The 23,855-nt window shown below is 71.9% G+C and carries 19 protein-coding genes; 9 read left to right on the top strand and 10 right to left on the bottom strand.

The features are described from left to right. Positions 1–10: 10 nt before the first annotated feature. Both KK483_RS18250 and pdhA (KK483_RS18245) read right to left on the bottom strand, forming a co-directional pair. Positions 11–991, bottom strand: coding sequence for an alpha-ketoacid dehydrogenase subunit beta (locus tag KK483_RS18250; protein WP_262006271.1), 981 nt, complete (start codon positions 989–991; stop codon positions 11–13). Positions 992–994: 3 nt separating this feature from the next. Beyond that, entirely contained in the window at positions 995–2,260 is a 1,266-nt protein-coding gene (gene pdhA / locus KK483_RS18245) for a pyruvate dehydrogenase (acetyl-transferring) E1 component subunit alpha (RefSeq protein ID WP_262006270.1), read from the bottom strand. Positions 2,261–2,591: 331 nt separating this feature from the next. On the opposite strand from pdhA (KK483_RS18245), the gene KK483_RS18240 reads away from it, so the two are divergent. The 3 genes from KK483_RS18240 (at position 2,592) to KK483_RS18230 (ending at position 5,023) form a co-directional block, all read left to right on the top strand. After that, positions 2,592–3,251: a response regulator transcription factor gene (locus tag KK483_RS18240; protein ID WP_262006269.1), complete on the top strand. Its 660-nt coding sequence runs from the start codon at positions 2,592–2,594 to the stop codon at positions 3,249–3,251. A 149-nt stretch (positions 3,252–3,400) separates the two neighbouring features. Then, entirely contained in the window at positions 3,401–3,970 is a 570-nt protein-coding gene (locus tag KK483_RS18235) for a pyridoxamine 5'-phosphate oxidase family protein (RefSeq protein WP_262006268.1), read from the top strand. Between the two features lie 15 nt (positions 3,971–3,985). Continuing rightward, complete coding sequence (locus tag KK483_RS18230) at positions 3,986–5,023, top strand: phosphotransferase (RefSeq protein WP_262006267.1); 1,038 nt, start codon at positions 3,986–3,988, stop codon at positions 5,021–5,023. Between the two features lies 1 nt (position 5,024). Here the strand turns inward: KK483_RS18230 and KK483_RS18225 are convergent, their stop codons facing one another. Then, entirely contained in the window at positions 5,025–6,653 is a 1,629-nt protein-coding gene (locus tag KK483_RS18225) for a protein kinase domain-containing protein (protein ID WP_262006266.1), read from the bottom strand. Positions 6,654–7,005: 352 nt separating this feature from the next. Here KK483_RS18225 and KK483_RS18220 point away from each other — a divergent pair, with 352 nt between their 5' ends. The 6 genes from KK483_RS18220 (at position 7,006) to KK483_RS18195 (ending at position 15,271) form a co-directional block, all read left to right on the top strand. Next, a complete protein-coding gene (locus KK483_RS18220) occupies positions 7,006–8,718 on the top strand; it encodes a protein kinase domain-containing protein (protein ID WP_262006265.1) in 1,713 nt (570 codons plus the stop codon). Positions 8,719–9,027: 309 nt separating this feature from the next. Further along, on the top strand, positions 9,028–10,017 hold the full coding sequence (locus KK483_RS18215) for a hypothetical protein (RefSeq protein ID WP_262006264.1): 990 nt from the start codon (positions 9,028–9,030) through the stop codon (positions 10,015–10,017). Positions 10,018–10,255: 238 nt separating this feature from the next. After that, entirely contained in the window at positions 10,256–10,876 is a 621-nt protein-coding gene (locus KK483_RS18210; RefSeq protein ID WP_262006263.1) for a PadR family transcriptional regulator, read from the top strand. 145 nt (positions 10,877–11,021) lie between these two features. Next, complete coding sequence (locus KK483_RS18205; protein ID WP_262006262.1) at positions 11,022–11,780, top strand: ABC transporter ATP-binding protein; 759 nt, start codon at positions 11,022–11,024, stop codon at positions 11,778–11,780. Then, on the top strand, positions 11,777–14,641 hold the full coding sequence (locus KK483_RS18200) for an ABC transporter permease (RefSeq protein ID WP_262006261.1): 2,865 nt from the start codon (positions 11,777–11,779) through the stop codon (positions 14,639–14,641). The genes KK483_RS18205 and KK483_RS18200 overlap by 4 nt, the downstream gene beginning before the upstream one ends. Positions 14,642–14,731: 90 nt before the next feature. Continuing rightward, on the top strand, positions 14,732–15,271 hold the full coding sequence (locus KK483_RS18195) for a bacterial proteasome activator family protein (RefSeq protein ID WP_313879324.1): 540 nt from the start codon (positions 14,732–14,734) through the stop codon (positions 15,269–15,271). Between the two features lie 160 nt (positions 15,272–15,431). Here the strand turns inward: KK483_RS18195 and KK483_RS18190 are convergent, their stop codons facing one another. From KK483_RS18190 to pdhA (KK483_RS18160), 7 genes are read right to left on the bottom strand one after another with little or no spacing between them, the layout of a single operon-like run. Then, positions 15,432–16,439: an NAD(P)H-quinone oxidoreductase gene (locus KK483_RS18190; RefSeq protein ID WP_262006260.1), complete on the bottom strand. Its 1,008-nt coding sequence runs from the start codon at positions 16,437–16,439 to the stop codon at positions 15,432–15,434. Between the two features lie 48 nt (positions 16,440–16,487). Beyond that, the gene (locus tag KK483_RS18185) at positions 16,488–17,567 is read right to left on the bottom strand and encodes a TrkA family potassium uptake protein (RefSeq protein ID WP_262006259.1); all 1,080 of its coding nucleotides are present in this window, start codon (positions 17,565–17,567) and stop codon (positions 16,488–16,490) included. Then, a complete protein-coding gene (locus KK483_RS18180) occupies positions 17,564–19,138 on the bottom strand; it encodes a molybdopterin molybdotransferase MoeA (protein WP_262006258.1) in 1,575 nt (524 codons plus the stop codon). The genes KK483_RS18185 and KK483_RS18180 overlap by 4 nt, the downstream gene beginning before the upstream one ends. Beyond that, complete coding sequence (locus KK483_RS18175; protein ID WP_262006257.1) at positions 19,138–20,013, bottom strand: molybdenum cofactor guanylyltransferase; 876 nt, start codon at positions 20,011–20,013, stop codon at positions 19,138–19,140. The genes KK483_RS18180 and KK483_RS18175 overlap by 1 nt, the downstream gene beginning before the upstream one ends. A 44-nt stretch (positions 20,014–20,057) precedes the next feature. Further along, positions 20,058–21,650 (bottom strand): dihydrolipoamide acetyltransferase family protein, encoded by a 1,593-nt coding sequence (locus KK483_RS18170; protein ID WP_262006256.1) that lies wholly within the window; start codon positions 21,648–21,650, stop codon positions 20,058–20,060. Next, on the bottom strand, positions 21,650–22,663 hold the full coding sequence (locus tag KK483_RS18165) for an alpha-ketoacid dehydrogenase subunit beta (RefSeq protein ID WP_262006255.1): 1,014 nt from the start codon (positions 22,661–22,663) through the stop codon (positions 21,650–21,652). The genes KK483_RS18170 and KK483_RS18165 overlap by 1 nt, the downstream gene beginning before the upstream one ends. Then, the gene (gene pdhA / locus KK483_RS18160; RefSeq protein ID WP_262009585.1) at positions 22,660–23,820 is read right to left on the bottom strand and encodes a pyruvate dehydrogenase (acetyl-transferring) E1 component subunit alpha; all 1,161 of its coding nucleotides are present in this window, start codon (positions 23,818–23,820) and stop codon (positions 22,660–22,662) included. Before pdhA (KK483_RS18160) ends, KK483_RS18165 begins: the two co-directional genes overlap by 4 nt. Positions 23,821–23,855 lie beyond the last annotated feature (35 nt).

The raw sequence follows: 23,855 nt of genomic DNA, 5'->3' as shown, positions 1-23,855 counted from the left end.
GACCCTCTCCTCAGTACGCCAGCGAGCGGTCGACGGCGTCGAGCACACGGTCCAGTCCCGGGAGGTACTCCTCCTCGAGCCGGGCCGGCGGGTACGGGGCGTGGAAACCGCCGACCCTCAGCACCGGGGCCTCCAGGTGGTAGAAGCACCGCTCCGTGATGCGGGCGGCGATCTCGGCACCGGAGCCGTAGAAGACCGGGGCCTCGTGGACGACGACGAGCCGGCGGGTCTTCTCCACGGACTTCTGCACGGCGTCGAAGTCGATCGGGGACATCGAGCGCAGGTCCAGGACCTCCAGCGACTTGCCCTCCTCCTCGGCGGCCGCGGCGGCCTCGAGGCAGACCTTCACCATCGGGCCGTACGCGGCGAGCGTGAGGTCCGTGCCGGTGCGGACGGTCCGGGCGGCGTGCAGCGGGTCGGGGATGGCCTCGGTGTCGACCTCGGCCTTGTCCCAGTAGCGCCGCTTCGGCTCGAAGAAGATCACCGGGTCGTCGCTCTGGATGGCCTGCTGGAGCATCCAGTAGCCGTCCGACGCGTTCGAGGGCGAGACCACCTTCAGGCCCGAGACATGCGCGAAGAGCGCCTCGGGCGACTCGGAGTGGTGCTCGACGGCGCCGATGCCGCCGCCGTACGGGATACGGACGACGACCGGCAGCTTGATCTTGCCGAGCGCGCGGGCGTGCATCTTCGCGAGCTGCGTGACGATCTGGTCGTACGCGGGGAAGACGAATCCGTCGAACTGGATCTCGACGACCGGGCGGTACCCGCGCAGCGCGAGACCGATCGCGGTGCCGACGATGCCGGACTCGGCGAGCGGGGTGTCGATGACCCGTCCCTCGCCGAAGTCCTTCTGGAGCCCGTCGGTGATCCGGAAGACTCCGCCGAGCTTGCCGACGTCCTCGCCCATGATCAGGACCTTGGGGTCGGTGTCGAGCGCCTTGCGCAGCGACTCGTTGAGCGCCTTCGCGAGCGACATCTTCTCTGCGGCCATGGCTTACTTGCCCTCCTGCGCCGGGCCCGCGGCGGAGCCGCTGTCCAGCTCTGTCGCGAACGACGCCTGGTAGGCGGCGAACTGCGCGCGCTCCTCGTCGACGAGGGCGTGCCCGTCGGCGTACACGTTCTCGAAAATGGCCATGTGGTCCGGGTCGGGCATGGCGCGGACGACCTCGCGCACGCGCTTGGCGAGCACGTCGCTCTCCTCCTCCAGGGCGGTGAAGAACGCCTCGGCCTCGTTCTCGCCGAGGACCTCGCGCTCCAGGTACGTCCGCAGACGCAGGATCGGGTCCTTGGCCTCCCAGGCCGCCCGCTCGTCGTCGTGCCGGTACTTGGTGGGGTCGTCGGAGGTCGTGTGGGCGCCCATCCGGTACGTGAACGCCTCGACCAGCGTCGGGCCCTCGCCGCGCCGGGCGCGCTCCAGCGCGGACCGGGTCACGGCCAGGCACGCGAGCACGTCGTTGCCGTCGACGCGGACGCCCGGGAAGCCGAAGCCCTGGGCGCGCTGGTAGAGCGGCACACGGGTCTGGCGCTCGGTGGGCTCGGAGATCGCCCACTGGTTGTTCTGGCAGAAGAACACGACCGGGGCGTTGTAGACCGCGGAGAAGGTGAAGGACTCCGCGACGTCTCCCTGGCTGGAGGCGCCGTCGCCGAAGTAGGCGATGACGGCGGAGTCCGCGCCGTCCTTGGCGACACCCATCGCGTACCCGGTCGCGTGCAGCGTCTGCGAGCCGATCACGATCGTGTACAGGTGGAAGTTGTTGCTGTTCGGATCCCAGCCGCCGTGGTTCACGCCGCGGAACATGCCGAGCAGGTTCGTCGGGTCGACCCCGCGGCACCAGGCGACGCCGTGCTCGCGGTAGGTCGGGAAGACGTAGTCGTCGTCGCGCAGGGCCCGTCCCGAGCCGATCTGGGCGGCCTCCTGACCCAGCAGCGACGCCCACAGGCCCAGCTCGCCCTGGCGCTGGAGGGCCGTGGCCTCGGCGTCGAAGCGACGCGTCAGGACCATGTCCCGGTACAGGCCCTTGAGCTCGTCCGCGCTGAGGTCGACGTTGTACTCAGGGTGCTCGACCCGCTCGCCCTCGGGCGTCAGCAGCTGTACGAGCTGCGGCTCGGAAGTCCCCGGCTGCGGCTCCTGCTGCGGCTGCTTCCCGGCGCGCTTTGCGCTGCTCGCGCTGGTTGCGCTGCTTGCGCTCTTCGCGGCGGTGGCGCCGGTGCGCTTACTACTGCGGCGCGGTTTGCTCGCGGCAGTGCTCTCCACGGTCACGTGCGTGCTCCTCCGTCTGTCCGGCCCCCGGGATCCGCCGGGAACCAGTGCGGCTCGCCTGCTCCGTACCCGTGCACGGGGTGGGTGCACCGTTGGGTATGACTCGGGAACAGGCTGACAGGTGCCCCGGCGAGCGCCCTGCCAAAGGCACGTTACCCAGTGGGCCGCATTACTGCGAAACCCCATTTGACCTGCGATTTTGCTTGGATTTCCAAGTAAATCGAGAAAAGCGGGAACAACCACTGGTCACAGCCTTGCAGGCCGCCGGAACACGGGCACGTTATCCCGGTCACCCCGGACACGGGAAGAGTGAGTATGTGAGACTTACCCCGTGCGCGAAGACGGAAAAATCACAGTATTTCTGTTGGATGACCACGAAGTCGTCCGGCGTGGCGTCCACGAGCTGCTGTCGGTCGAGGACGACATCGAGGTCGTGGGCGAGGCCGGCACGGCGGCAGACGCCCTGGTCAGGATCCCCGCGACCCGCCCTGATGTGGCCGTTCTGGACGTACGGCTTCCGGACGGCAGCGGCGTCGAGGTCTGCCGTGAGGTTCGTTCCCAGAACGACGCCATCAAATGCCTGATGCTCACCTCGTACTCCGACGACGAGGCACTTTTCGACGCGATCATGGCCGGGGCCTCGGGCTATGTCCTCAAGGCCATCCGCGGCACCGAGCTGCTGGCGGCGGTGCGCGACGTGGCGGCGGGCAAGTCGCTGCTCGACCCCGTGGCCACCGCGCGCGTCCTGGAGCGGCTGCGCGACGGCAACGCCCCCAAGGGGGACGCGAAGCTCGCGAGCCTGACCGACCAGGAGCGCAGGATCCTGGATCTGATCGGCGAGGGGCTGACCAACCGGGCCATCGGCGAGCGACTCCACCTGGCCGAGAAGACCATCAAGAACTACGTATCCAGCCTGCTCGCGAAGCTGGGCATGGAGCGCCGCTCGCAGGCCGCGGCGTACGTGGCGCGCATGCAGGCGGAGCGGCAGTAGAGCGCGCCGCGCGGCCCCGGCCCCTTCGGACCTTTCGGCCCCTAGGGGACCCACCGCACGGCCCTCGCACCCCCTCGGGACCTAGGTCCCCACGCAGGGGGCCGGGCGGCCCTTTCGGTGCCACCGCCCGTCGGCCGACAGTGGGGGTCATGCCTCCCCAGGACAATCCCCCCGTCCCGGCCGAGCTCTCGTCGGACCCCTCCGCGGAGCTCCGCGACGTCGAGCTGCTCTCCCGGGTGTCGTACGGGCGGCTGGCGACCAGCCTGCACGCGATGCCGTACGTCGCACCGGCGCGCCATGTCGTGTCGAACGACGGGAACGTCCTGCTCCGCGTCCACGCCGGACTCGAACTCGCCAGGAGCTGCGGCGGCAGCGTGGTGGCGTACGGCGCGGACAACCTCAATTCGGGCGCGGACGCCCTCTGGTCGGTCCAGTGCACCGGCACGGCGGAGATCGTCGAGCCCACGGCGGCCGAGGTCGCGAGCTTCGGGCCGGGCCCCGACCAGGTGGACGGAGAACCCTTCGAACCGGTCTACATGCGCCTGCGGCCCCGGTTCGTCACGGTGCACACGTCGTGCTCGTCGGCGCTCTCCGAGGGGCGGTTGGCAGAGCGGTCCACCGAGGGATCCGCAGGCCGAACCACCAGCCGAGCCACAGGCCGGGCCACGGGCCGATCCACAGAGCGATCCACAGAGCGATCCGTGCGACACGCTGTGTGATCTATCATCTGGCGGGTGCCGCGCTCATCTGCTAATGCTCTGGCCCCCTCCCCGCCGCTGGGTGAGCTGCTGCGCCGCTACGACGACCCCGGCGAGCCCCTCTCCTGCGAGCCCGTCACCCAGGGCCTCCTCAACCGCGGCTACCGGCTCGCCACCACCCGCGGCGCCTACTTCCTCAAGCAGCACGTCGACGCCCCGACCGCCGACCGGGCCACCATCGTCCGCCAGCACCGCGCCACCCAGCGGCTCGAGTCCCTCGGCGTCCCCGTCGCCCCGCCGGTAGCGGACACGGCCGGCGACACCGTCGCCGTCATCGGCGGCCGCTGCTACGCGCTGCACCCCTGGATCGACGGCCGGCACCGGGACGGCGCCCAGCTGACCACCGCCGAGTCACGCCGCCTCGGCGCCCTGCTCGGCCTGGTGCACACGGGCCTTGAGCGGGTCATGGAGGCGGAACCGCACCCCCGCACCCACCACAGCGCCGACCCGGACGAGACCTTCGCGCTCATCGACGACCTGCTGGACCTGGCGCGCCGCCACCACCCCCGCGACGCCTTCGACGCCCTCGCCGAGCACCGCCTCGTCGAGCGCCGCACCCTCCTGGAACGCCACGCCCACCGCCGCCCGCCGCCCGGCACCGCCAGCGGCTGGGTGCACGGCGACTTCCACCCGCTCAACCTGCTCTACCGGGGGGACCACCGCGGCGCAGAGCCCGCCGCGATCGTCGACTGGGACCGCCTCGGGGTGCAGCCGCGCGCCGAGGAGGCCGTACGGGCCGCGGTGATCTTCTTCGTCCGGCCTGCGGGCGAGCTGGAGCTGGCGAAGGTACGGGCGTACGCGCGCGCCTACCGCCGCGCGGCCGGCGCGGACCGCGCGGAACTGGCGGCCGCGGTCCACCGCGTGTGGTGGGAGCGGCTCAACGACTTCTGGATCCTGCGCTGGCGCTACCAGCTGCACGACCGCAGGGCCGACCCGCAGTTTCCTGCGGCGTCGGCCCTGGCGGTGTGGTGGACGCGGGAGTACGAGGCGGTGTGCGAGGCGTTCGCGGGGTGACTCAGGTGGTGTTGCCGCCGACCTGACCCGTGGTCCCGCCGGTGTCCTGACCGGTGGTGGTGGTACCGGTGCTGTTGCCGCCGTCGGTCGCGCCCTCCGTGACCCCCTCGGTCGCGCCCTCCGTGGCCCCCTCACTCGTGTCCCCCTCCGTCGCCCCTTCGTCCGTGTTGCCCTCCGTCGACCCCTCACTCGTGTTCCCCTCCGTCGTCGAGGGCGAGCCCGTCGGCCCCCCGTCGGTGGGGCTCTGCGGCGTGGACGGCGTGTCCTGGTCGGTCGGGGTGTCGGACGGCGTCCACGGCTGCTCGTTGCCGCCGTCCGTCGGCTGCTCCGGCTCGTCGCTCTCCTCGGTCTCCGTCTCGGACGGCGTCGGGGACGTCGCGTCCGAGGTGTCCGGGGTGCTCGAGATCTGGGGCTGCGGCTTCTGGTTCTCTCCGGCGTTGTTCGCCCGGTCGAGCGCGAAGACCACGCCCGCCGTGATCGCGATCAGCGCGAGCGCGACGAAGAGCAGCGCCTTGCCCCGCCCGCCGCGGCCGTTGCCGCGTGCGCCGTCGTACGCCCCGTAACCGCCGTCGTCCGGATTGCGCGGCGGGAGGATCGGGCCCTGGGAGGTGTCCCCGTGGGGCGGGTGGCCGATCACGGTCGTCGCGGTCATCCCCTGCGCCGGGGTGTGGCCGCCCTCGTGCACCTCGACCGGGCCGGTGTTCCACGTACCCGTGTGGCTGCCCTGCTGCTGGAGCATCTGCAGCCCGTACTGCACGAGGCCACGCATCTCCTCGGCGCTCTGGAACCGGTCGTCCGGGTCCTTCGCGAGCGCCCGGATGACGAGCCCGTCCAGCTCCGGCGGCGCGACGTCCGATGTCTCGGACGGGGGCACGGGGGCGTCCTGGACGTGCTGGTAGACGACCGACAACGGTGTCTCGCCGGTGAAAGGCGGGCGCAGCGCGAGCAGTTCGTAGAGCAGGCAGCCCGTGGCGTACAGGTCGGAGCGGTGGTCGACGGCCTTGCCGAGCGCCTGCTCGGGGGAGAGGTACTGCGGCGTGCCCATGACCATGCCGGTCTGGGTCATCGTCGACTGCGCGCCGTGCAGTGCGCGGGCGATGCCGAAGTCCATCACCTTCACCGCGCCGCCGTCGGTGATGATGACGTTCGCGGGCTTGATGTCACGGTGCACGATGCCGTGCTGGTGCGAGTACGCGAGCGCCTCGAGAACCCCGGAGACGATGATCAGCGCCTGCTCGGGCGGCGGTGCCTCCGCGCTGATGAGCAGATCGCGGATGGTGCGGCCCTCGACCAGCTCCATGACGATGTACGGCACGGACTGGCCGTTCACGACGTCCTCGCCGGAGTCGTACACGGCCACGATGGCGTGGTGGTTGAGCCCGGCGACCGACTGAGCCTCGCGCGTGAAGCGCGCCTTGGAGACCGGGTCCTCGGCGAGGTCGGCGCGGAGCAGCTTGACGGCGACGGTGCGGCCGAGCCGTACGTCCTCCGCCGCGAACACCTCGGCCATGCCGCCCCGCCCGAGACGGTGGGTCAGCCGGTAGCGTCCGTCACCGACGAGCCCGCCGACGCCCCAGGAGTCCGCAGCTTCCGAGACTCCGCCGCCACTTGCTTCGGGTTCGGGTGCCATCAGTCCTCGCCGTCGTGTCTTGCCGCGCCGCGCGCGGTGCGCGGGCGATGTGCGTGCATCGTGCTTCGTACGTCGTGCTTCGTGCGTCGTGCGTCGTACTCGGGTCTTGGTGCTTCGCCACGTCACGCTACAGGCTCCGCACGGCGGCCCGGTCCGAGATGGACCGGCCATCAAACCCGCTGCCGCCGCACCCATGCAAATTCCATGAGGTTCCTGTAACGCTTGCGAGACGCTTCTTGTGCGTACGGTCACGGAACGGGCACCCGGCTTGACGTGTCCGTGACCTCGGGCAGACTTGGCCCGTAAATCGGGATCATCGCCGCCTCCAGGCGCGCGTACGGGGGAGCACGACATGAGCCAGGACGGGGCGCAGGGCCGCTACGCGGGCGGTTCGGTGGCGGGCGGCCGGTACCAGCTGCGCGACCTGCTGGGCGAAGGCGGTATGGCGTCGGTGTATCTGGCGTACGACGCGGCGCTGGACCGTCAGGTCGCCATCAAGACGCTCCACACCGAGCTCGGGCGCGAGCAGTCCTTCCGCGAGCGCTTCCGCCGGGAGGCTCAGGCCGTCGCCAAGCTCTCCCACACCAATATCGTGTCGGTCTTCGACACCGGCGAGGACGCTGTGACCTTCAGCGGCTCCGCCGCGGGGGACGGCGGCATCATGCCGTACATCGTCATGGAGTACGTGGAGGGCAAGCCGCTCGGCTCGGTGCTGAACGCGGACATCCAGCAGTACGGCGCGATGCCTGCGGACAAGGCGCTCAAGGTGACCGCCGATGTGCTGGCGGCGCTGGAGACCAGCCACGAGATGGGCCTGGTCCACCGGGACATCAAGCCCGGCAACGTGATGATGACGAAGCGCGGCGTCGTCAAGGTCATGGACTTCGGCATCGCGCGGGCCATGCAGTCGGGCGTCACGTCGATGACGCAGACCGGCATGGTGGTCGGTACACCGCAGTATCTGTCGCCGGAGCAGGCGCTGGGGCGCGGGGTCGACGCACGCTCCGATCTGTACTCGGTCGGCATCATGCTCTTCCAGCTGCTGACGGGCCGGCTGCCGTTCGACGCGGACTCGCCGCTCGCGATCGCCTACGCGCATGTGCAGGAGGAGCCGGTCGCTCCGTCCTCCATCAACCGCTCGGTGACCCCTGCGATGGACGCGCTGGTCGCGCGGGCCCTGAAGAAGAACCCCAACGAGCGTTTCCCGAGCGCCGCCGCGATGCGCGACGAGTGCATGCGCGTGGCCGGTGCGGGGCAGACGGGCGCGCCGGTGATCGTGGCCGGTGGTCCCGTGGGCAGCGGTGCGGGGGTCGGTTCGGCGGTGTTCCCGCCGGTGGACCAGGCGACTCCGGCGCCGCCGAGCGTGCACCAGCCGTACCAGCCCGGTCCGTACGGCCCGCCGTCTGCGGCGCCCGTCCCGGGTGCGGCGCAGGGGCCGGGTACAGCGCAGGGGCCGGGTACGGCCACTCCGCCGCCCCCGAGCTACGGCTATCCGCAGCAGATTCCGACGCCGGCCCCGGCGTACCAGAACCAGGCGCCGACCCCCGCGCCGTACACCATGTCGCCGCACCACACCGGCGGTCCGGCGGGCGGCACCGGCAACGGTGGTGGCGGCAGCCGGAACATGCCGGTGATCGTGGGCTCCGTCGTGGTGGCGCTGCTGGCGATCGGCGGGCTGATCACTGCTCTGAACATGGGCGGTGGCGAGGACCCGAATGCGGACGGCGGCAGCAGCGGCGGCGGCGCGACGGCGAGCGAGTCCGCGGTGGCGGGCCACAAGCCGCCGGAGCGCAACCGGAAGATGGACACCGAGGAGTGCACGGACGCATACGAGGACAGCGACGACCCGAAGAAGGTCCAGGCCCCGAGCTTCATCTACAAGGACCTGATCTCCGTCAAGTCGTGCCTCCAGGCGGCGGGCTGGCAGTACACCGTGAAGAAGGTCGACGACCCGCAGTTCGCCGAGGACCAGGTGATCCAGCAGTTCCCGACCGAGGGGACCGCGGTCATCCCCGGCAGTCAGACGTTCGAGCTGACGGTCGCCACGGGCGACCCGGGGCAGTAGGCGCGATCCGAGGCGGCAGGACGCCCCGGGGCGCCGAGCCGGCCCGCGGTACCCCGGCGGTCCGCGGTGCCCCGGCGGTCCGATGCGCCCTGGTGATACGAGGCGCCCTGGCGATCCGAAGCGGCAGGACGACAGCCGGACGACAGCCGGTGCCCGGCTTGCCGTGAGTGCGCCATGGGCACACTTCGCATGAGATGCCGGAATTGCTCATGCATGTGACGCTGAGTCCGATATTCCTGGATCTCGGCAACTTGGCGCCTCTGCACGGGAGGGGGTCACCCCGTGGCTCCGAAGCTCGGCACGCAATGCATGACGACCCTCGCGGCCTGCGCGGCCCTCTCGGCCCTGGCGCTGGCCGTGCCCGTCGGCGGGGCGTACGGCGAGGGGCCCGGGGCCGGGGCCGGCGAGGGTGCCTGGAGCTTTGCAGAAACGTTCCGGGGGCACCGCGACGACGGCCGAAGCGGTGAGCAGCACACGGACCGGTGGGACCGCGGACCGGAGGAGGACGGCCGGCAGGAGGTCCCCCCGGAGGACGATGCAAGCGGCCGGAACGCACAGAGCCGCCGGGCCGCCGCGGTGCCCACGCCCGTACCCGTCCGGCCCAACGCCTCCGAGAAGCCCGCGCCGGGCGGACCTGCGCCCGCGAGACCGACACCCGGGAAGCCCGCTCCCCGCAAGACGTCGAAAGCGACCGAAGTGCGGGAACCGGCGCCGTCACCGCGCCCCGGCAAGGGGACCGGGCCGGGCACCGGCTGGAAGCCGGGCCGGCCCCCGGGGCGCGAGACCGGCGCCCGCCCCCAACGCCCCGCGAAGATCACGCCTTCCCTCGTGCCGCCCTCACCCTCGCTGGCCGGGCGCCTGGCCGGCGAGGGCCTCGAACGCCCGGGCCGTACCGCCCCGCCCTTCCCCGCCGTGACCACGAGGCCCTCCCTCCCACAGGAACTCGACGGGGAGCGTGCCCGCGAAAGCGACCGACTGCGTCAGAGCGAGCTCGAACGCGACCGGGTCCGCGCCAGCGCGCGTGCACACGAGAAGGCCGAGAAGGCCGAGGAGGCGTCGCGGAAACGGCAACGGGAACGAGAACGGGAGGAACGGAGGCAGGAACGGGAGCGGGAGCGGCTGTCCCCTGCACCCGACTCGACCACCGGCCGCACCGACCCGGCCACCGAGGGCAAGGCCGCTCCGCCCGCCGCCTCCCGGCCCCTGGAGCGGCAGATCCCGGTCATGACGCTCGGCGCCGGATGCGCGCTGATGGGTCTGGGCCTCGGCTACATGGGCCTGCGGCTGCGCCGCCCGTGAGTGCCACGCAGCGCCGGTCCGATGACCGCGCAGCGTCTTCCGAGCACCGCACCCGTGCGGTGCCTGCGGGCCCGTGCCGAGTTCCTGCCGAGTTCCTGCCGAGTTCCTGCCGAGTCCCTCCTCCCTCCTGAGTCCCTCCTGAGTGCCTGCCCGGTCCTCGCGTCCCCCGTACGGCCTAGCCGCGAGGTCCGTCTCAAGTCGGTTGTCCGCAGCGGCATACTCGGTATACATACTGAGTATGTCGATCCGCCACGGGCTTCTCGCCCTCCTCGAACGCGGGCCCCGCTACGGCTCCCAACTCCGCACGGAGTTCGAGTCCCGCACGGGAGCCACCTGGCCGCTCAACGTCGGTCAGGTCTACACGACCCTCAGCCGACTGGAGCGCGACGGCATGGTCGTACAGGACGGGGAGGACGAAGCCGGGCACGCGCTCTACGCCATCACGGACGCCGGGCGCGGCGAGCTGAAGTCCTGGTACGAGCGGCCCGTCGACCGGACCAGCCCGGCCCGTGACGAGCTGGCCATCAAGCTCGCCATGGCGGTCGGCGCGCCGACGGTCGACATCCGCGAGGTCATCCAGTCCCAGCGGCGGCACACCGTCAGGGCGATGCAGGACTACACGCGGCTCAAAGCCCAGGCCCTGGCCGTCGAGTCCGCCCCTGCCGACCGGGACGACATCGCCTGGCTGCTCGTGCTGGAACAGCTCATCTTCCAGACCGAGGCGGAGGCCCGCTGGCTCGACCACTGCGAGGCACGGCTCATCCGGCTCTCCACAGCGGCGTCCCCGGACCCGGAGCCCGCACCCCCACCCGCCCGTGCTCCGCGGCCCGTGACCGACCACCGGGGGCGGCTGGGCTGAGCTCCGGCTCTTTCCCGCCCTGCCCGCCCTCACACGCACGCACCACGTCCGTTCGACCGCGCGTCATTCGACCGCACGTCATTCGGCTCCACATCCGCTCACGTACGCCGTACGCCGTACGCGTACGTCCAAGGGGGACCCCTCCATGTCCGACCAGCCCCAGCAGCAACACCGTTCACAGCGACCCGTGCTGCAACTACGCAATCTGACCCGTGTCCACGGCAGCGGCGCCACCGAAGTGCACGCCCTTCGCGGTGTCGACCTCGATGTGTTCCCCGGTGAACTCGTCGCCGTCATGGGCCCGTCCGGCTCCGGCAAGTCCACGCTGCTCACCATCGCCGGCGGACTCGACACCCCGAGCTCCGGCCAGGTCATCGTCGAGACCACGGACATCACCACCGCCGACCGCAAGACGCTCGCCGCCCTGCGCCGCCGCAGCATCGGCTACGTCTTCCAGGACTACAACCTCATCCCGGCGCTCACCGCCGCCGAGAACATCGCCCTGCCACGCGAACTCGACGGCACCTCCGCCCGCAAGGCGCGCACCGAGGCCCTTGCCGCACTGGAGGAGATGGAGCTGAGCCATCTCGCCGACCGCTTCCCCGACGAGATGTCCGGCGGCCAGCAGCAGCGCGTGGCGATCGCCCGCGCCCTCGTCGGTGAGCGCCGTCTGGTCCTCGCAGACGAGCCGACCGGCGCCCTGGACTCCGAGACCGGCGAGTCCGTACTCGCCCTGCTGCGCGCCCGCTGCGACGCGGGCGCGGCGGGCATCCTGGTCACGCATGAGCCGCGCTTCGCGGCCTGGGCCGACCGGGTCGTCTTCCTGCGGGACGGCGCGGTCGTCGACCAGACCTTCCGCAGCGAGGCGGACTCCCTGCTGACCGGGCAGGCGGCCGAGCGGTGACGACGTGGTACCACTCCTGGCGGGCCGCAATACGTATCGCCCGCCGCGATGCCTGGCACTCCAAGGGCCGCAGCTTCCTGGTCCTGGCGATGATCGCCCTGCCGATCCTCGGTGTGAGCGCCGCCGATCTGACCGTGCGCAGCGCCGAGCTCTCCACCGAGCAGAAGCTGGAGCGCACGCTCGGCGCGGCCGCTGCCCGGTTGTCCGACCCGCACATGGGCGGCGCACCGATCCTCCAGTCCCCGGACAGCTACGACTACACGCCCGCGACGGATCTCAAGGAGGACGAGCCGTGGCCCGAAGGCGCGACGGACCTCGGCAAGGCCCTTCCGTCGGGCACGAAGTACCTGACGGACTCGACCGGTTCGGCGAAGGTGCGCACCGCGCACGGACTGCTGAACAGCGAGATCCGTGAGCTGCGCTCCACCGACCCGATGGCCGCGGGCATCATGACGCTCATCAGCGGCCGGTTCCCCAAGAGCGCGAACGAGGTCGCGGTGACGACCCACTTCCTGGAAGCCAGCGGCCTGACCGTGGGCTCCACCGTCGCGGCGCGCGGTATGGACCGCGAGTACACCGTCGTCGGCTCGTACGAGCTGCCCGATGCGCTCACGTCCGACCAGGTCAACGCCGTCCCCGGGGCGCTGCTCGACCCGCTCGACAAGGCTCTGGCCGCCGATGACCTGCCCGGAACCGGCAAGAGCACCAGCTATCTGGTGAGCGTTTCCGGCGGTTTCACGTGGAACATGGTCAAGGAGGCCAACGCCAAGGGCGTGAAGGTCCTTTCGCGCGCCGTTCAGCTCGATCCGCCCGCCGATGCGGACGTTCCGCTGTACCACTCGGAGCACTGGGGCGGCGGCTACGAGGAGAGCGCCGGCGCCAAGGCGGCGGCACTCGCAGCGGTCGGCACCGTCGTCGGTCTCGCCATGCTGGAGATCTGCCTGCTGGCCGGGCCCGCCTTCGCCGTGGGCGCCCGGCGCTCGCGTCGCCAGCTCGGGCTCGTCGGCGCCAACGGCGGCGACCGCCGGCACATCCGCGCCATCGTGCTGGCCGGCGGCCTGGTGATCGGCTTCGTGGCCGCCGTCGTGGGCACGGTCCTCGGACTTGTCCTGACCTTCGCGCTGCGTCCGCTGCTCGAGGAGTACATCGGCGCACGCTTCGGCAGTTTCGACATCCGGCCGCTGGAATTGCTCGGCATCGGGCTGCTGGCCGTGGTTACCGGCCTGCTGGCCGCGATCGTCCCGGCCGTCACCGCCTCACGACAGACCGTCCTGGCCTCGCTCACGGGCCGCCGGGGCGTGCGCCGCAGCAGCCGGGTGCTTCCGGTGATCGGCCTGATCGCAGTGGCGCTCGGCGCGGCGATCGCCCTGTACGGATCCCTGTACTCGGACCAGTTCGTCATCGTCGCGGGCGGCAGTGCCATCGCGGAGCTGGGCGTGGTCGCCCTGACGCCCGCGCTGGTGGGCTTCTTCGGGCGGACCGGCCGCTGGCTCCCGCTCTCGCCCCGGCTCGCGCTCCGCGACGCCGTACGCAACCGGGGCCGCACGGCGCCCGCGGTCGCCGCGGTGCTTGCGGCGGTCGCGGGAAGCGTCGCCGTGGCCACGTACACGGCGAGCAGCGACGCCCAAGGCGCTGCCGAGTACGAGGCACAGCTTCCGCGCGGCGGGGTGTCCCTGGTCGTGGACGCGCCCGGCGGGCGGGACGTCGCGCAGGCCAGGGCCGCTGTGCAGCGGTATCTGCCGGTCGATCTGCGGGCCGATGTGGACCGGATCGCCGTCGGCAAGAAGAAGTGCACGATGGCCTACAGCGGCAGCGAGGACTGCGGCCGCTACGAGGTCGTCGTGCCGAAGCAGAACCAGTGCCCCCTGTGGACCGTCCTGCCCGGCGGGGAGGACCCGGCGGCCAAGTTCAGCCTGTCCCAGCGCCGGGCCCTGTCCAAGGACTGGCGCTGCCAGGACGGCAGCGGCGGCATCTACGCCGACTTCGGGGTACTCGTCGGTGACGCGAAGCTGCTGAAGGCCCTCGCCATCGACGACCCCGCGGCCACCGGGGCCCTGGCGGACGGCAAGGTCGTCTCCTTCGACAAGCGCAACGTCGACCGGAACGGCACGATCGGTATCCGGCTGGTCGCGGACACGAAGGCGGCCGACAAGGCCGCGGAGCAGGGCAAGGAGGCGCCGGGCCCGGTCAGGACGTTCCCCGCCTACCAGGCTCCCGGAAGCGTGACGTCCTACGGCGTCTCCATGATCGTGCCCCCGGCGGCGGCCAAGTCCGCCGGCCTGACCACCGTCCCGTACGGCGCGTACTTCATGACGGACCAGGCGCCGACCACCGAACAGCGGCAGAAGCTCGACGCCGAGCTCGACAGCTCCGGCGCGGACGCGATGCTCCACATCGAGGAGGGCTACAAGAGCGAGAACAACATCGTGCTGCTGGCGCTGACCGTCTTCGCGGGGCTGATCACGATCGGCGCGGCCGGAATCGCCACCGGGCTGGCCCAGGCCGACGCCGAGGCGGATCTGAAGACGCTGGCCGCCGTGGGCGCCCCGCCCCGGGTGCGGCGCACACTGAGCGGTTTCCAGTGCGGTGTGGTGGCCGCGATGGGTGTGGTGCTGGGCTCCGCCGCGGGTGTGCTGCCCGCGATCGGGCTGCGGCTGACCCAGGAGCGTCAGCAGCTGAAGTGGTACGAGAAGGCCCTGGACGAGGGCTGGGGCGGGTTCCACAGCCCGCCGCACATCCCGATCGTCGTCCCCTGGGAGACCCTGGCGGCGCTGCTCGTCGCGGTCCCGGTGGGCGCGGCGGTCCTCGCGGCCCTGGTCACCCGCTCCCGCGGGACGCTGGCCCGCCGGGATCCGGCCTGAGCTGTACGGATGCGGCCCCCGTACGAGGGTGGATCACCCTCGTACGGGGGCACACCCTGTGGGAAAGCACATGTGCGAGAGAATGGCGGCATGGAGATGCCGAGGAATGAACGGTCGCCGCAGAGCCCCCATGTCCTCGTAGTGGGGCAGGACGGGATGGCGCTCGGCGGCGTTGAAGCTGACGACGAGGCGCGCGAGGTCCCGGTGACAGACATGGTCGAACAGCCTGCGAAGGTCATGCGCATCGGCAGCATGATCAAGCAGCTGCTGGAGGAAGTGCGGGCGGCACCTCTGGACGAGGCGAGCCGGGTCAGGCTCAAGGAGATCCACGCGAGCTCGGTGAAGGAGCTCGAGGACGGGCTCGCTCCGGAACTCGTGGCGGAACTCGAACGGCTCTCGCTGCCCTTCACGGACGAGGCCATCCCCTCGGAGGCGGAACTGCGCATCGCGCAGGCCCAGTTGGTCGGCTGGCTGGAGGGCCTCTTCCACGGCATCCAGACGGCGCTGTTCGCCCAGCAGATGGCGGCGCGCGCCCAGCTGGAGCAGATGCGCCGCGCTCTCCCGCCCGGCGCCCCCACCGACGATGACGACTCCCACCACGGCGCCATCCGCTCGGGCCCCTACCTCTGACTCCCTCGCACCAACAGGCCCCGTCCCCCTGGCTGGTTCTACTGATCCCCGCAACACCCTGGAGTTCAGGGAGTTGCGGGGATCGTGGATTTCGGGGTGCTAAAGGCAAGGTTCTTCGAGGCGCTGGACCGAATCGGCGGGCTCGGCCGAATCAGCCGGCTCAGCCCGCCGCAGGCGAGGGCTCGGACGACGGCGTCACCAGCAGCACCTTGCCCACATGCGTCCCTGAATCCAGCGCCCGGTGCCCCTCCGCCGCTTCCGGCATCGGCACGGTGCTGTCCACGACCGCCCGCACCGTCCCGGCCGCGACCAGCGGCCACACATGCTCCAGCACCGCCGCCACGATCGCCGTCTTCTCCTGCAACGGACGTCCCCGCAACGACGTCGCCGTGACCGCGGCCCGCTTGGCCAGCAGTGCCCCGAGGTTCAGCTCGCCCTTCACTCCGCCCTGCAGCCCGATCACCGCGAGGCGTCCGTTCACGGCCAACGCCCGTACGTTCCGGTCCAGATACTTGGCCCCGATGATGTCGAGGATGACGTCCGCCCCGGCACCGCCCGTCGCATTCCGGAGCTCCTCCACGAAGTCCTGCTCGCGGTAGTCGATCAGAATGTCGGCACCCAGTTCGGCGCAGCGCGCCAGCTTCTCCGGCCCGCCCGCGGTGACCGCCACCTTCGCGCCCACCGCTTTCCCGAGCTGGATCGCCATCGTCCCGATACCGCTGGCACCGCCGTGGACGAGCAGGGTCTCGCCCGGCCGCAGATGGGCGACCATGAACATGTTGGACCAGACCGTGCAGGTCGCTTCAGGCAGCGCCGCCGCTGTGACCAGGTCCACCCCTTGCGGCACCGGCAGCAGCTGGCCGGCCGGGACGGCCACCTTCTCCGCGTATCCGCCGCCCGCCAGCAGAGCGCACACCTCGTCACCGACGCTCCATCCGGAGACACCGGGGCCGAGCGCACTGATACGTCCCGAGCACTCCAGCCCGGGGTAGGGGGAAGCCCCGGGCGGCGGGTCGTAGAAGCCTTGCCGCTGCAGCAGATCCGCACGGTTGACCGCGCTGGCGACGACATCGACGAGGACCTCGCCCTCGCCGGGCTCGACATCGGGCACCTCCGCCCACACCAGCGCCTCGGGACCACCTGGTTCGGGAATCGTGATCGCATGCATGGCCGCGAGGCTACTCCGCCGCACCCCGGCGCGGGCGGACCGTGCTCCCTACTCGGCGGCGCCCAGCGACGGCACGTTCGTCGCCCGCACGATGGTGATCAGACGGTCCGTCAACTGCAGAGGGCTCGCCTTCGGATCGTCGTAACCGAGCAGCCGGTGCCCGCGCAGCACGCTCACCACCAGGTCGTCCGTCTCCCGAACACTCTTGCCGACCTCGCTCTTTATCACCGGCCGTTCGACGATATCGAGCCCGCTGCCCTGCTGGATCAGGTCCTCCATCACCGTGCCCGCGCTGGGGCTGAGCACGGAAAGCCCGAGCAGCCGGCCCGCCGCGCTGGCACTGGTGATCACCGCGTCGGCCCCGGACTGGCGCAGCAACGGGGCGTTCTCCTCCTCACGCACCGCGGCCACGATCTTGGCCCCACGATTGAGCTGTCGCGCGGTCAGTGCGACCAGCACCGCCGTGTCGTCGCGCTGCGTGGCGATGATGATCTGACGTGCCCTCTGCAACTCGGCACGCAGCAGCACATCGCTGCGGGTCGCATCGCCGACGACCCCCGCGAACCCGTCCGCGTTCGCGGTCTCGATCACCTTCGAACTCGGATCCACGACGACGACCTGCTCCTTCTTCAACCCTGTGGCGCACAGGGTCTGGAGCGCGGAACGTCCCTTCGTGCCGAAGCCGACGATGACGGTGTGCTCACGCAAGGTGGCCCTCCAGCGGTTCAGCCGCCACTCCTCCCGGGTCCGCTCGGTGAGGACCTCGAGAGTGGTACCGACCAGGATGATCAGAAAGAGCACGCGCAACGGCGTCACCAGCAGCACATTGACCAGCCGGGCGCTGTCGCTGTGCGGAACGATGTCGCCGTACCCCGTGGTGGAGAGGGTGACGGTGGCGTAGTAGATGGAGTCGAGGAGGTCGACCTTCCCGTCCGCGTTGTCGTGATAGCCGCCACGGTCGAGCCAGACGATGAGCACGGTCAGCGCCAGCACGCCCAGCGCCATCAGCAGCCGTTTGGCGACCTGACGCAGCGGCCGCTCGATGACGCGACGGGGCATGTGCACCCGCGCGGCGACCAGCTGCTCGTCAGCGCGCCGGGCGATGGCGTCCTGACCGGGAAGTTTCACGTGAAACACCCTCCGGGCGTCGGCGACCAGGGCAGATCGAGGAGCTCCAGCTCATCGCCGGCCCGCGCCCCGCCGGGCGGCACGACGGCAAGACCCTGCGCGGCGGCGATACCCCGCAGCATGGCCGGACCGTTGTAGTGCAGCGGCACAAGCCTGTCGGCACGGCGCACCACCGGAACCAGCCGGGTGTCCTGCGGATGGCCGTGGACCTCGTCCTGTAGGGACGCGGGATACGGGGCCGAGGTTGCCACCTGTCCCGACATGCCGCGCAGCAGCGGCTCCGCGAGCGTGAGCAGCCCCGATACGGCGGCCAGCGGATTCCCCGGCAACCCCACCAGATACCGTCCGGGCCCGAGCTCGGCCAGCAGCATGGGATGCCCGGGCCGTACGGCCACGCCGTCGACCAGCAGCCCGGCCCCCGCCTTGCTGAGCACCGGATGCACATGGTCGACGGGTCCGGCCGCCGTACCGCCCGTGGTCACCAGGAGGTCGGCCTCGGATGTGGTGACGGCCCGGTGGAGGGCTTCGGCGTCGTCGCCGATACGGCGTGTGACCAGTACCTCGGCGCCGAGCGCCCTGAGCCAGGGGCCGATCATCGGCCCGAGGGCATCCCTGATGAGCCCGGCGTGGGGCAGTCCCTCGGTGAGCAGCTCATCGCCGAGCACGAGCACATCGACGCGCGGCCGCCGTACTGTGTGCAGCCGGTCGTATCCGGCGGCGGCGGCGAGTCCGAGCACTGCAGGGGTCACCACCGTCCCGGCGGGCAGCAGTTGGTCACCGGACCTGCATTCCTGGCCTCGCGGCCGGATGTCCTGACCATGGGTCACCTGGCGCTGGGCATGGAGATGACCGCTGCCGTCGGTGCGGGCATGCTCGCTGCGGATGACGGCCGTGGCGCCGGCGGGAATCCGGGCTCCGGTCGCGATCCGTACGGCCGTACCGTCGATGAGCGGCTCAGGCCCGCCGTGACCGGCGAGGATGCCGCTGTCGCTGCTCTCCACGGTCCAGGGACCGGGCCCGGCGACCGCCCAGCCGTCCATGGCGGAGGTGTCGAACGACGGCAGATCGGTCAGCGCGGTGAGCGGTTCGGCGAGCAGTTGCCCTTGGGCGCGGTCGAGGGGCTCATGCTGGGTGGCCAGGGGGGCGGCGCGGCCCGCACGCGCCGCGATGGCGCGGGCCTCCGCCCAGGGCAGCGTGTGTCGGTGCCCGCCGCCGGAGAGTCCGCCGCCTCCGCCGCCGTGTCCATGTCCGTGTCCATGCGCCCGCCCGTCGAGGGAGCGTCCGACGAGCGCGAGGGCGTCCTCGACGCCGTCCCCGTCGTGATCGTCCTTCCCGTCACCGTGACCGCCTGTTTCCGCGGCCCGGCCATCGGAGTCCCCCGGTGCGGGACGGGGGACCTCGGCGGCATCGGATCGAGGGGCGCCGGCCGACACCGGCCGCGGCGGCCGGCGCGCCACCAGGGCGAGGGCGTCCGCGAGGTCGTCGTCCCCGGCCGCGCCGGAAGCCCCGCCGCTGCCGGGTCCGGGCGCCGCCGCCCACGGAAAGTCGAGTCCGTCGTCCTGCGCGGTCATCAGTCGCCGGCCTTGTCGGCCTCCGCCGCCCAGCGGTCGGCGAGCGCCGCCGCCTTACGGGCCGCTTCGGCCACCGCCTGGGCACTGTCACCACCCGCCTTGGCCGCCGCATAGCCGACCAGGAACGTGGTCAGCGGCGCGGCGGGCCGGGCGACACCATGCGCGGCATCGCGGGCCAGATCGAGCAGGACGCCGGTGTCGACGTCGAGATCGATGCCGAGTTCGTCCTTGACTGCGGTGATCCATTCATCCAGCACGTTCCCATGCTCCCTGATGCGGGCCCGGGCTGCGGCGATGTCCTCCCAGGTGTCGCAGTCGAAGGCGTCGAGCGGCCCCGCCGGGACCCTGCCGAGTTCCAGCTCCTCCGTCAGCAGCCGCAGCGGCAGCCCGGTCAGACCTCCGTGCTCGGCGACGATCAGGGCCAGTTCGCGGCGCAGCGACTCGCTCCGATACGCCGCGACGAGAGGCTGGTCACGCCCGTCGGCATCGACGAGGAGGGCTCCCTCCACGCCATGCACCGCGTCCGGCCCGCCCGAGTCCAGGGCGGTGAGCAGCCGCCGCACGGTCGCTTCGCCGAGGAACGGCAGATCCGCGGAGAGCACAAGCACGGTCTCCGCCCCGGTCCGGCGCACCCCGGCGTCGAGCGCGGCGAGCGGACCGCCACCGGGCGGGGTCTCACGCGCCCAGAGCACCGGGCGCGCGGTGGCCCGCCGGCCGCCGACCACAACGGTGCGGCCGGCGTCCCGGCACACCGTGAGCACGCGGTCGAGCAGCGCCCGGCCACCGACGCTCACTCCTGGCTTGTCCGCCCCGCCGAGCCGCTTGGCGGCGCCCCCGGCGAGCACGATCGCGTCGTACCCCGCATCCGCAGTCACCCCAGCAGTATGGGCCGCGATCACCGGCGGGGAACCTGCCGGGGCTACAGAGTGCGCAGCAGCACCGCCGGACTCTCCACGCAGTCGGCCACATACCGGAGGAAGCCGCCCGCGGTGCCGCCGTCGCACACCCGGTGGTCAAAGGTGAGGGAGAGCTGCACGACCTCGCGGACGGCGAGCTCGCCCTCGTGCACCCAGGGCTTCGGCACGATGCGGCCGACTCCGAGCATGGCGGCCTCCGGGTGGTTGATGATCGGCGTGGACCCGTCGACCCCGAAGACCCCGTAGTTGTTCAGCGTGAACGTGCCGCCGGTGAGCTCCGCGGGGGTGAGCGCGCCCCGCCGGGCCGTCTCGGTCAGCCGGGCGAACTCCTCCGTGAGCGACTCCGCCGTACGGCCGTGGGCATTGCGCACGACGGGGACGACGAGGCCGCGGGGGGTCTGCGCGGCGAAGCCGAGGTGCACCTCGGGCAGACGGACGATCTCCCTGGCATCGAGGTCCACCGTGGAGTTCAGCTCGGGGTAGCGGGCGAGCGCGGCCGTGCAGATCCGGGCGAAGAGCGCGAGGAGCGAGATCTTCGGCCCGCCTGTGGCGTTCATCGCCTTGCGCGCCGCCATGAGCTCGGTGGCGTCCGCGTCGACCCAGCAGGTCGCGTCCGGTATCTCACGCCGGCTGCGGGACAGCTTCTCCGCGACGGCACCGCGCACCCCGCGCAACGGGATCCGCTCGCCTCCCAGGGCGGGAGCAGGCCCGGCTGCCGTGGCAAGCGCAGGCGCGGCTGCGGCTGCGGCTGCGGGACCAGGTGGGACGGTGGCGGGCGCGGGCGGTTGCGGCGCGGTCGTCCCGGCAAGGGCACGCACCGCCAGCTCCACGTCGGCCCGCAGGATCAGCCCTTCGGGCCCCGACCCGTGCAGCTCGCGCAGATCGACGCCGTTGTCCCTGGCCAGCTTCCGCACGAGCGGCGAGATCACCGCCACCGGACCTTCACTGCGCGGCGCGGTCTCGATGACGGCACCACCCATGCCCGCGGCGGCACCGCCTCGGTCGTCGGTGACGATCTCATCGGGCGCCGGGCTCTCCACCGCGCTGTCCCACACGGGCTCCGGGAAGGGGTGCGCGTCTTCGGCCCCTGCCCCGGCAGGATCGGCCGGGCGGCCGTTCCGGTCGGGGCGGCCCGGGTCCGCGCCGCCCGAGAGCGCGGCGGGTCGGATCCGCCGCCGCCGTGCAGCCGGCGCCCCCGTGCCGTACCCCACCAGCACATTGCCGGACTTCTCGTCCGCCGAGGCCCGGGATGCCCCTGTGGCGCTGGAGCCGCCTGACGCGGCAGCGCCCCGGCTCCCGGAACCTCCGGCCGCGGCGGGCGTCCCGGACTCCCCGGGCGCCCCCTGGGCCTGTCCCACCGCAACGGTCAGCAGCGGCGCCCCGACGGGCAGCTCGGTGCCTTCCTCGCCGAAGCGCGCGGTGACCACGCCCGCGTACGGGCACGGCACCTCCACCATCGCCTTCGCCGTCTCGACCTCGACGACGGGCTGGTCGACGGCGACGACATCGCCCTCCGCGACCAGCCAGCGCACGATCTCCGCCTCGGTCAGCCCTTCACCGAGGTCCGGCAGCCTGAATTCGAGCACCTGGGCCATCAGCTCTCCGCCTCCCACTGCAACCTGGCCACGGCGTCCAGCACCCGGTCCACACCAGGCAAATGGTGCCTCTCCAGCATCGGCGGCGGATAGGGGATGTCGAAACCCGCCACCCGCAGCACCGGCGCCTCCAGATGGTGGAAGCAGCGCTCGGTGACCCGGGCCGCTATCTCCCCGCCGGGACCGCCGAACCCGGTCGACTCATGGACGACCACCGCCCGCCCGGTGCGCCGCACCGACGCGCAGACGGTCTCGTCGTCGAAGGGCACGAGCGAGCGCAGGTCGACGACCTCCAGGTCCCAGCCCTCGGCCTGTGCCGCCTCGGCGGCCTCCAGGCAGACCGGCACCGAGGGCCCGTAAGTGATGAGCGTGGCGCTGCGCCCCTGGCGCCGCACCACCGCGCGGCCGATCGGCTCCACGGCCGCCGGAGCCTCCGGTGACCAGTCCGACTTCGACCAGTACAGCCGCTTGGGCTCCAGGAAGACCACCGGGTCGTCGGAGGCGATGGCCGCCCGCAGCAGCCCGTACGCGTCCTCGACCGTCGCGGGCGTGACGACATGGAGCCCCGGAGTCGCCATGTAGTACGCCTCGGAGGAGTCACTGTGGTGCTCGACGCCGCCGATCCCGCCGCCGTACGGAACCCGCACCGTGATCGGCAGCGGCATGGCGCCCCGCGTCCGGTTGCGCATCCGGGCGACATGGCTGATCAGCTGCTCGAACGCCGGATAGGCGAAGGCGTCGAACTGCATCTCCACGACGGGTCGCAGCCCGTACATCGCCATGCCGACGGCCGTGCCGAGGATGCCCGCCTCGGCGAGCGGCGTGTCCGTGCAGCGGTCCTCGCCGAACTCCTTGGCGAGCCCGTCCGTGACCCGGAAGACGCCGCCGAGCGTGCCGACGTCCTCGCCCATGACATGGACCGACGGGTCCTCTGCCATCGCGTCGCGCATCGCGCGCTGGAGGGCCTGGGCCATCGTGGCGGGCTTCGCCTGCCTGGCCGTTGCCGTGCTCATCGTGCGCCGCCCTCCGCGCTGTGCGTGCCTTCTCCGCTCTCGGCGTCCAGCTCGGCGCGCAGCTGCGCGGCCTGCTCCCGCAGCTGGCTGGTCTGCTCGGCGTAGACGTGCGCGAACAGGTCCATCGGGTCGAGCACCGGATCGGCGTTCATCCGCTTCCTCAACTGTGCCGCCATCGTCTCCGCGGCCTCCGCCGCCGCCCGTACGGTGTCCTCGTCGAGCAGGCCGCGCACGGTCAGCTCCCGCTCCATCAGGCGGATCGGGTCGTGCTCCCGCCAGGCCTCGGCCTCGCCGTCCGCCCGGTATCGGGTCGCGTCGTCCGCGTTCGTGTGTGCGTCCATGCGGTAGGTGACGGCCTCGATCAGCGTCGGGCCTTCGCCGCGCCGCGCCCTGCCGACGGCCTCGGTCAGCACCTCGTGCACCGCCGCCGCGTCGTTCCCGTCGACCAGCCGGCCCGGCATTCCGTACCCGACCGCCTTGTGGGCGAGGGACGGCGCGGCGGTCTGCTTGGCGAGCGGGACGGAGATCGCGAAGCCGTTGTTCTGCACGAGGAAGACGACCGGGGCCTGCCAGACGGCGGCGAAGTTGAGCGCCTCGTGGAAGTCGCCCTCGCTGGTGCCGCCATCGCCGACCATGGCGAGGGCGACGACGTCGTCACCCTTCAGACGCGCGGCGTGCGCCAGCCCCACGGCGTGAGGGAGCTGGGTCGCGAGGGGTGTGCACAGGGGCGCGATGCGGTGCTCGTGAGGGTCGTACCCGGTGTGCCAGTCGCCGCGCAGCAGCGTCAGCGCCTGCACGGGGTCGAGGCCGCGTGCGACCGCCGCGAGCGTGTCCCGGTAGCTCGGGAAGAGCCAGTCGCGCTCCTCCAGGGCGAGCGCGGCCGCGACCTCGCACGCCTCCTGGCCCGTGCTCGACGGATAGACGGCGAGCCTGCCCTGCTTGGTGAGCGCGGTCGCCTGCGTGTTGTACCTGCGACCGCGGACCAGCTCGGCATACAGCCGCAGCAGCAGCTGGGGGTCGGCCCCGGCGGCCGCGTCCGTACCGAGCAGCCGGTACGGCTCGGCGTCCGGGAGCAGCGGCGCGGGGTCGGTGCGAGGCTTCCACGCCGGCGGCGGGGTGGGCCGGTAGGCGGCTTCCGGCCGCTCCTCGACCGTCATGCTGCTCTTCTTCAAGGCGAGCACCTCCTCGTGGG

Source organism: Streptomyces sp. FIT100 (genome assembly GCF_024584805.1).
Taxonomy (GTDB): domain Bacteria; phylum Actinomycetota; class Actinomycetes; order Streptomycetales; family Streptomycetaceae; genus Streptomyces.
This window is presented reverse-complemented; position numbering and strand designations above follow the sequence as displayed.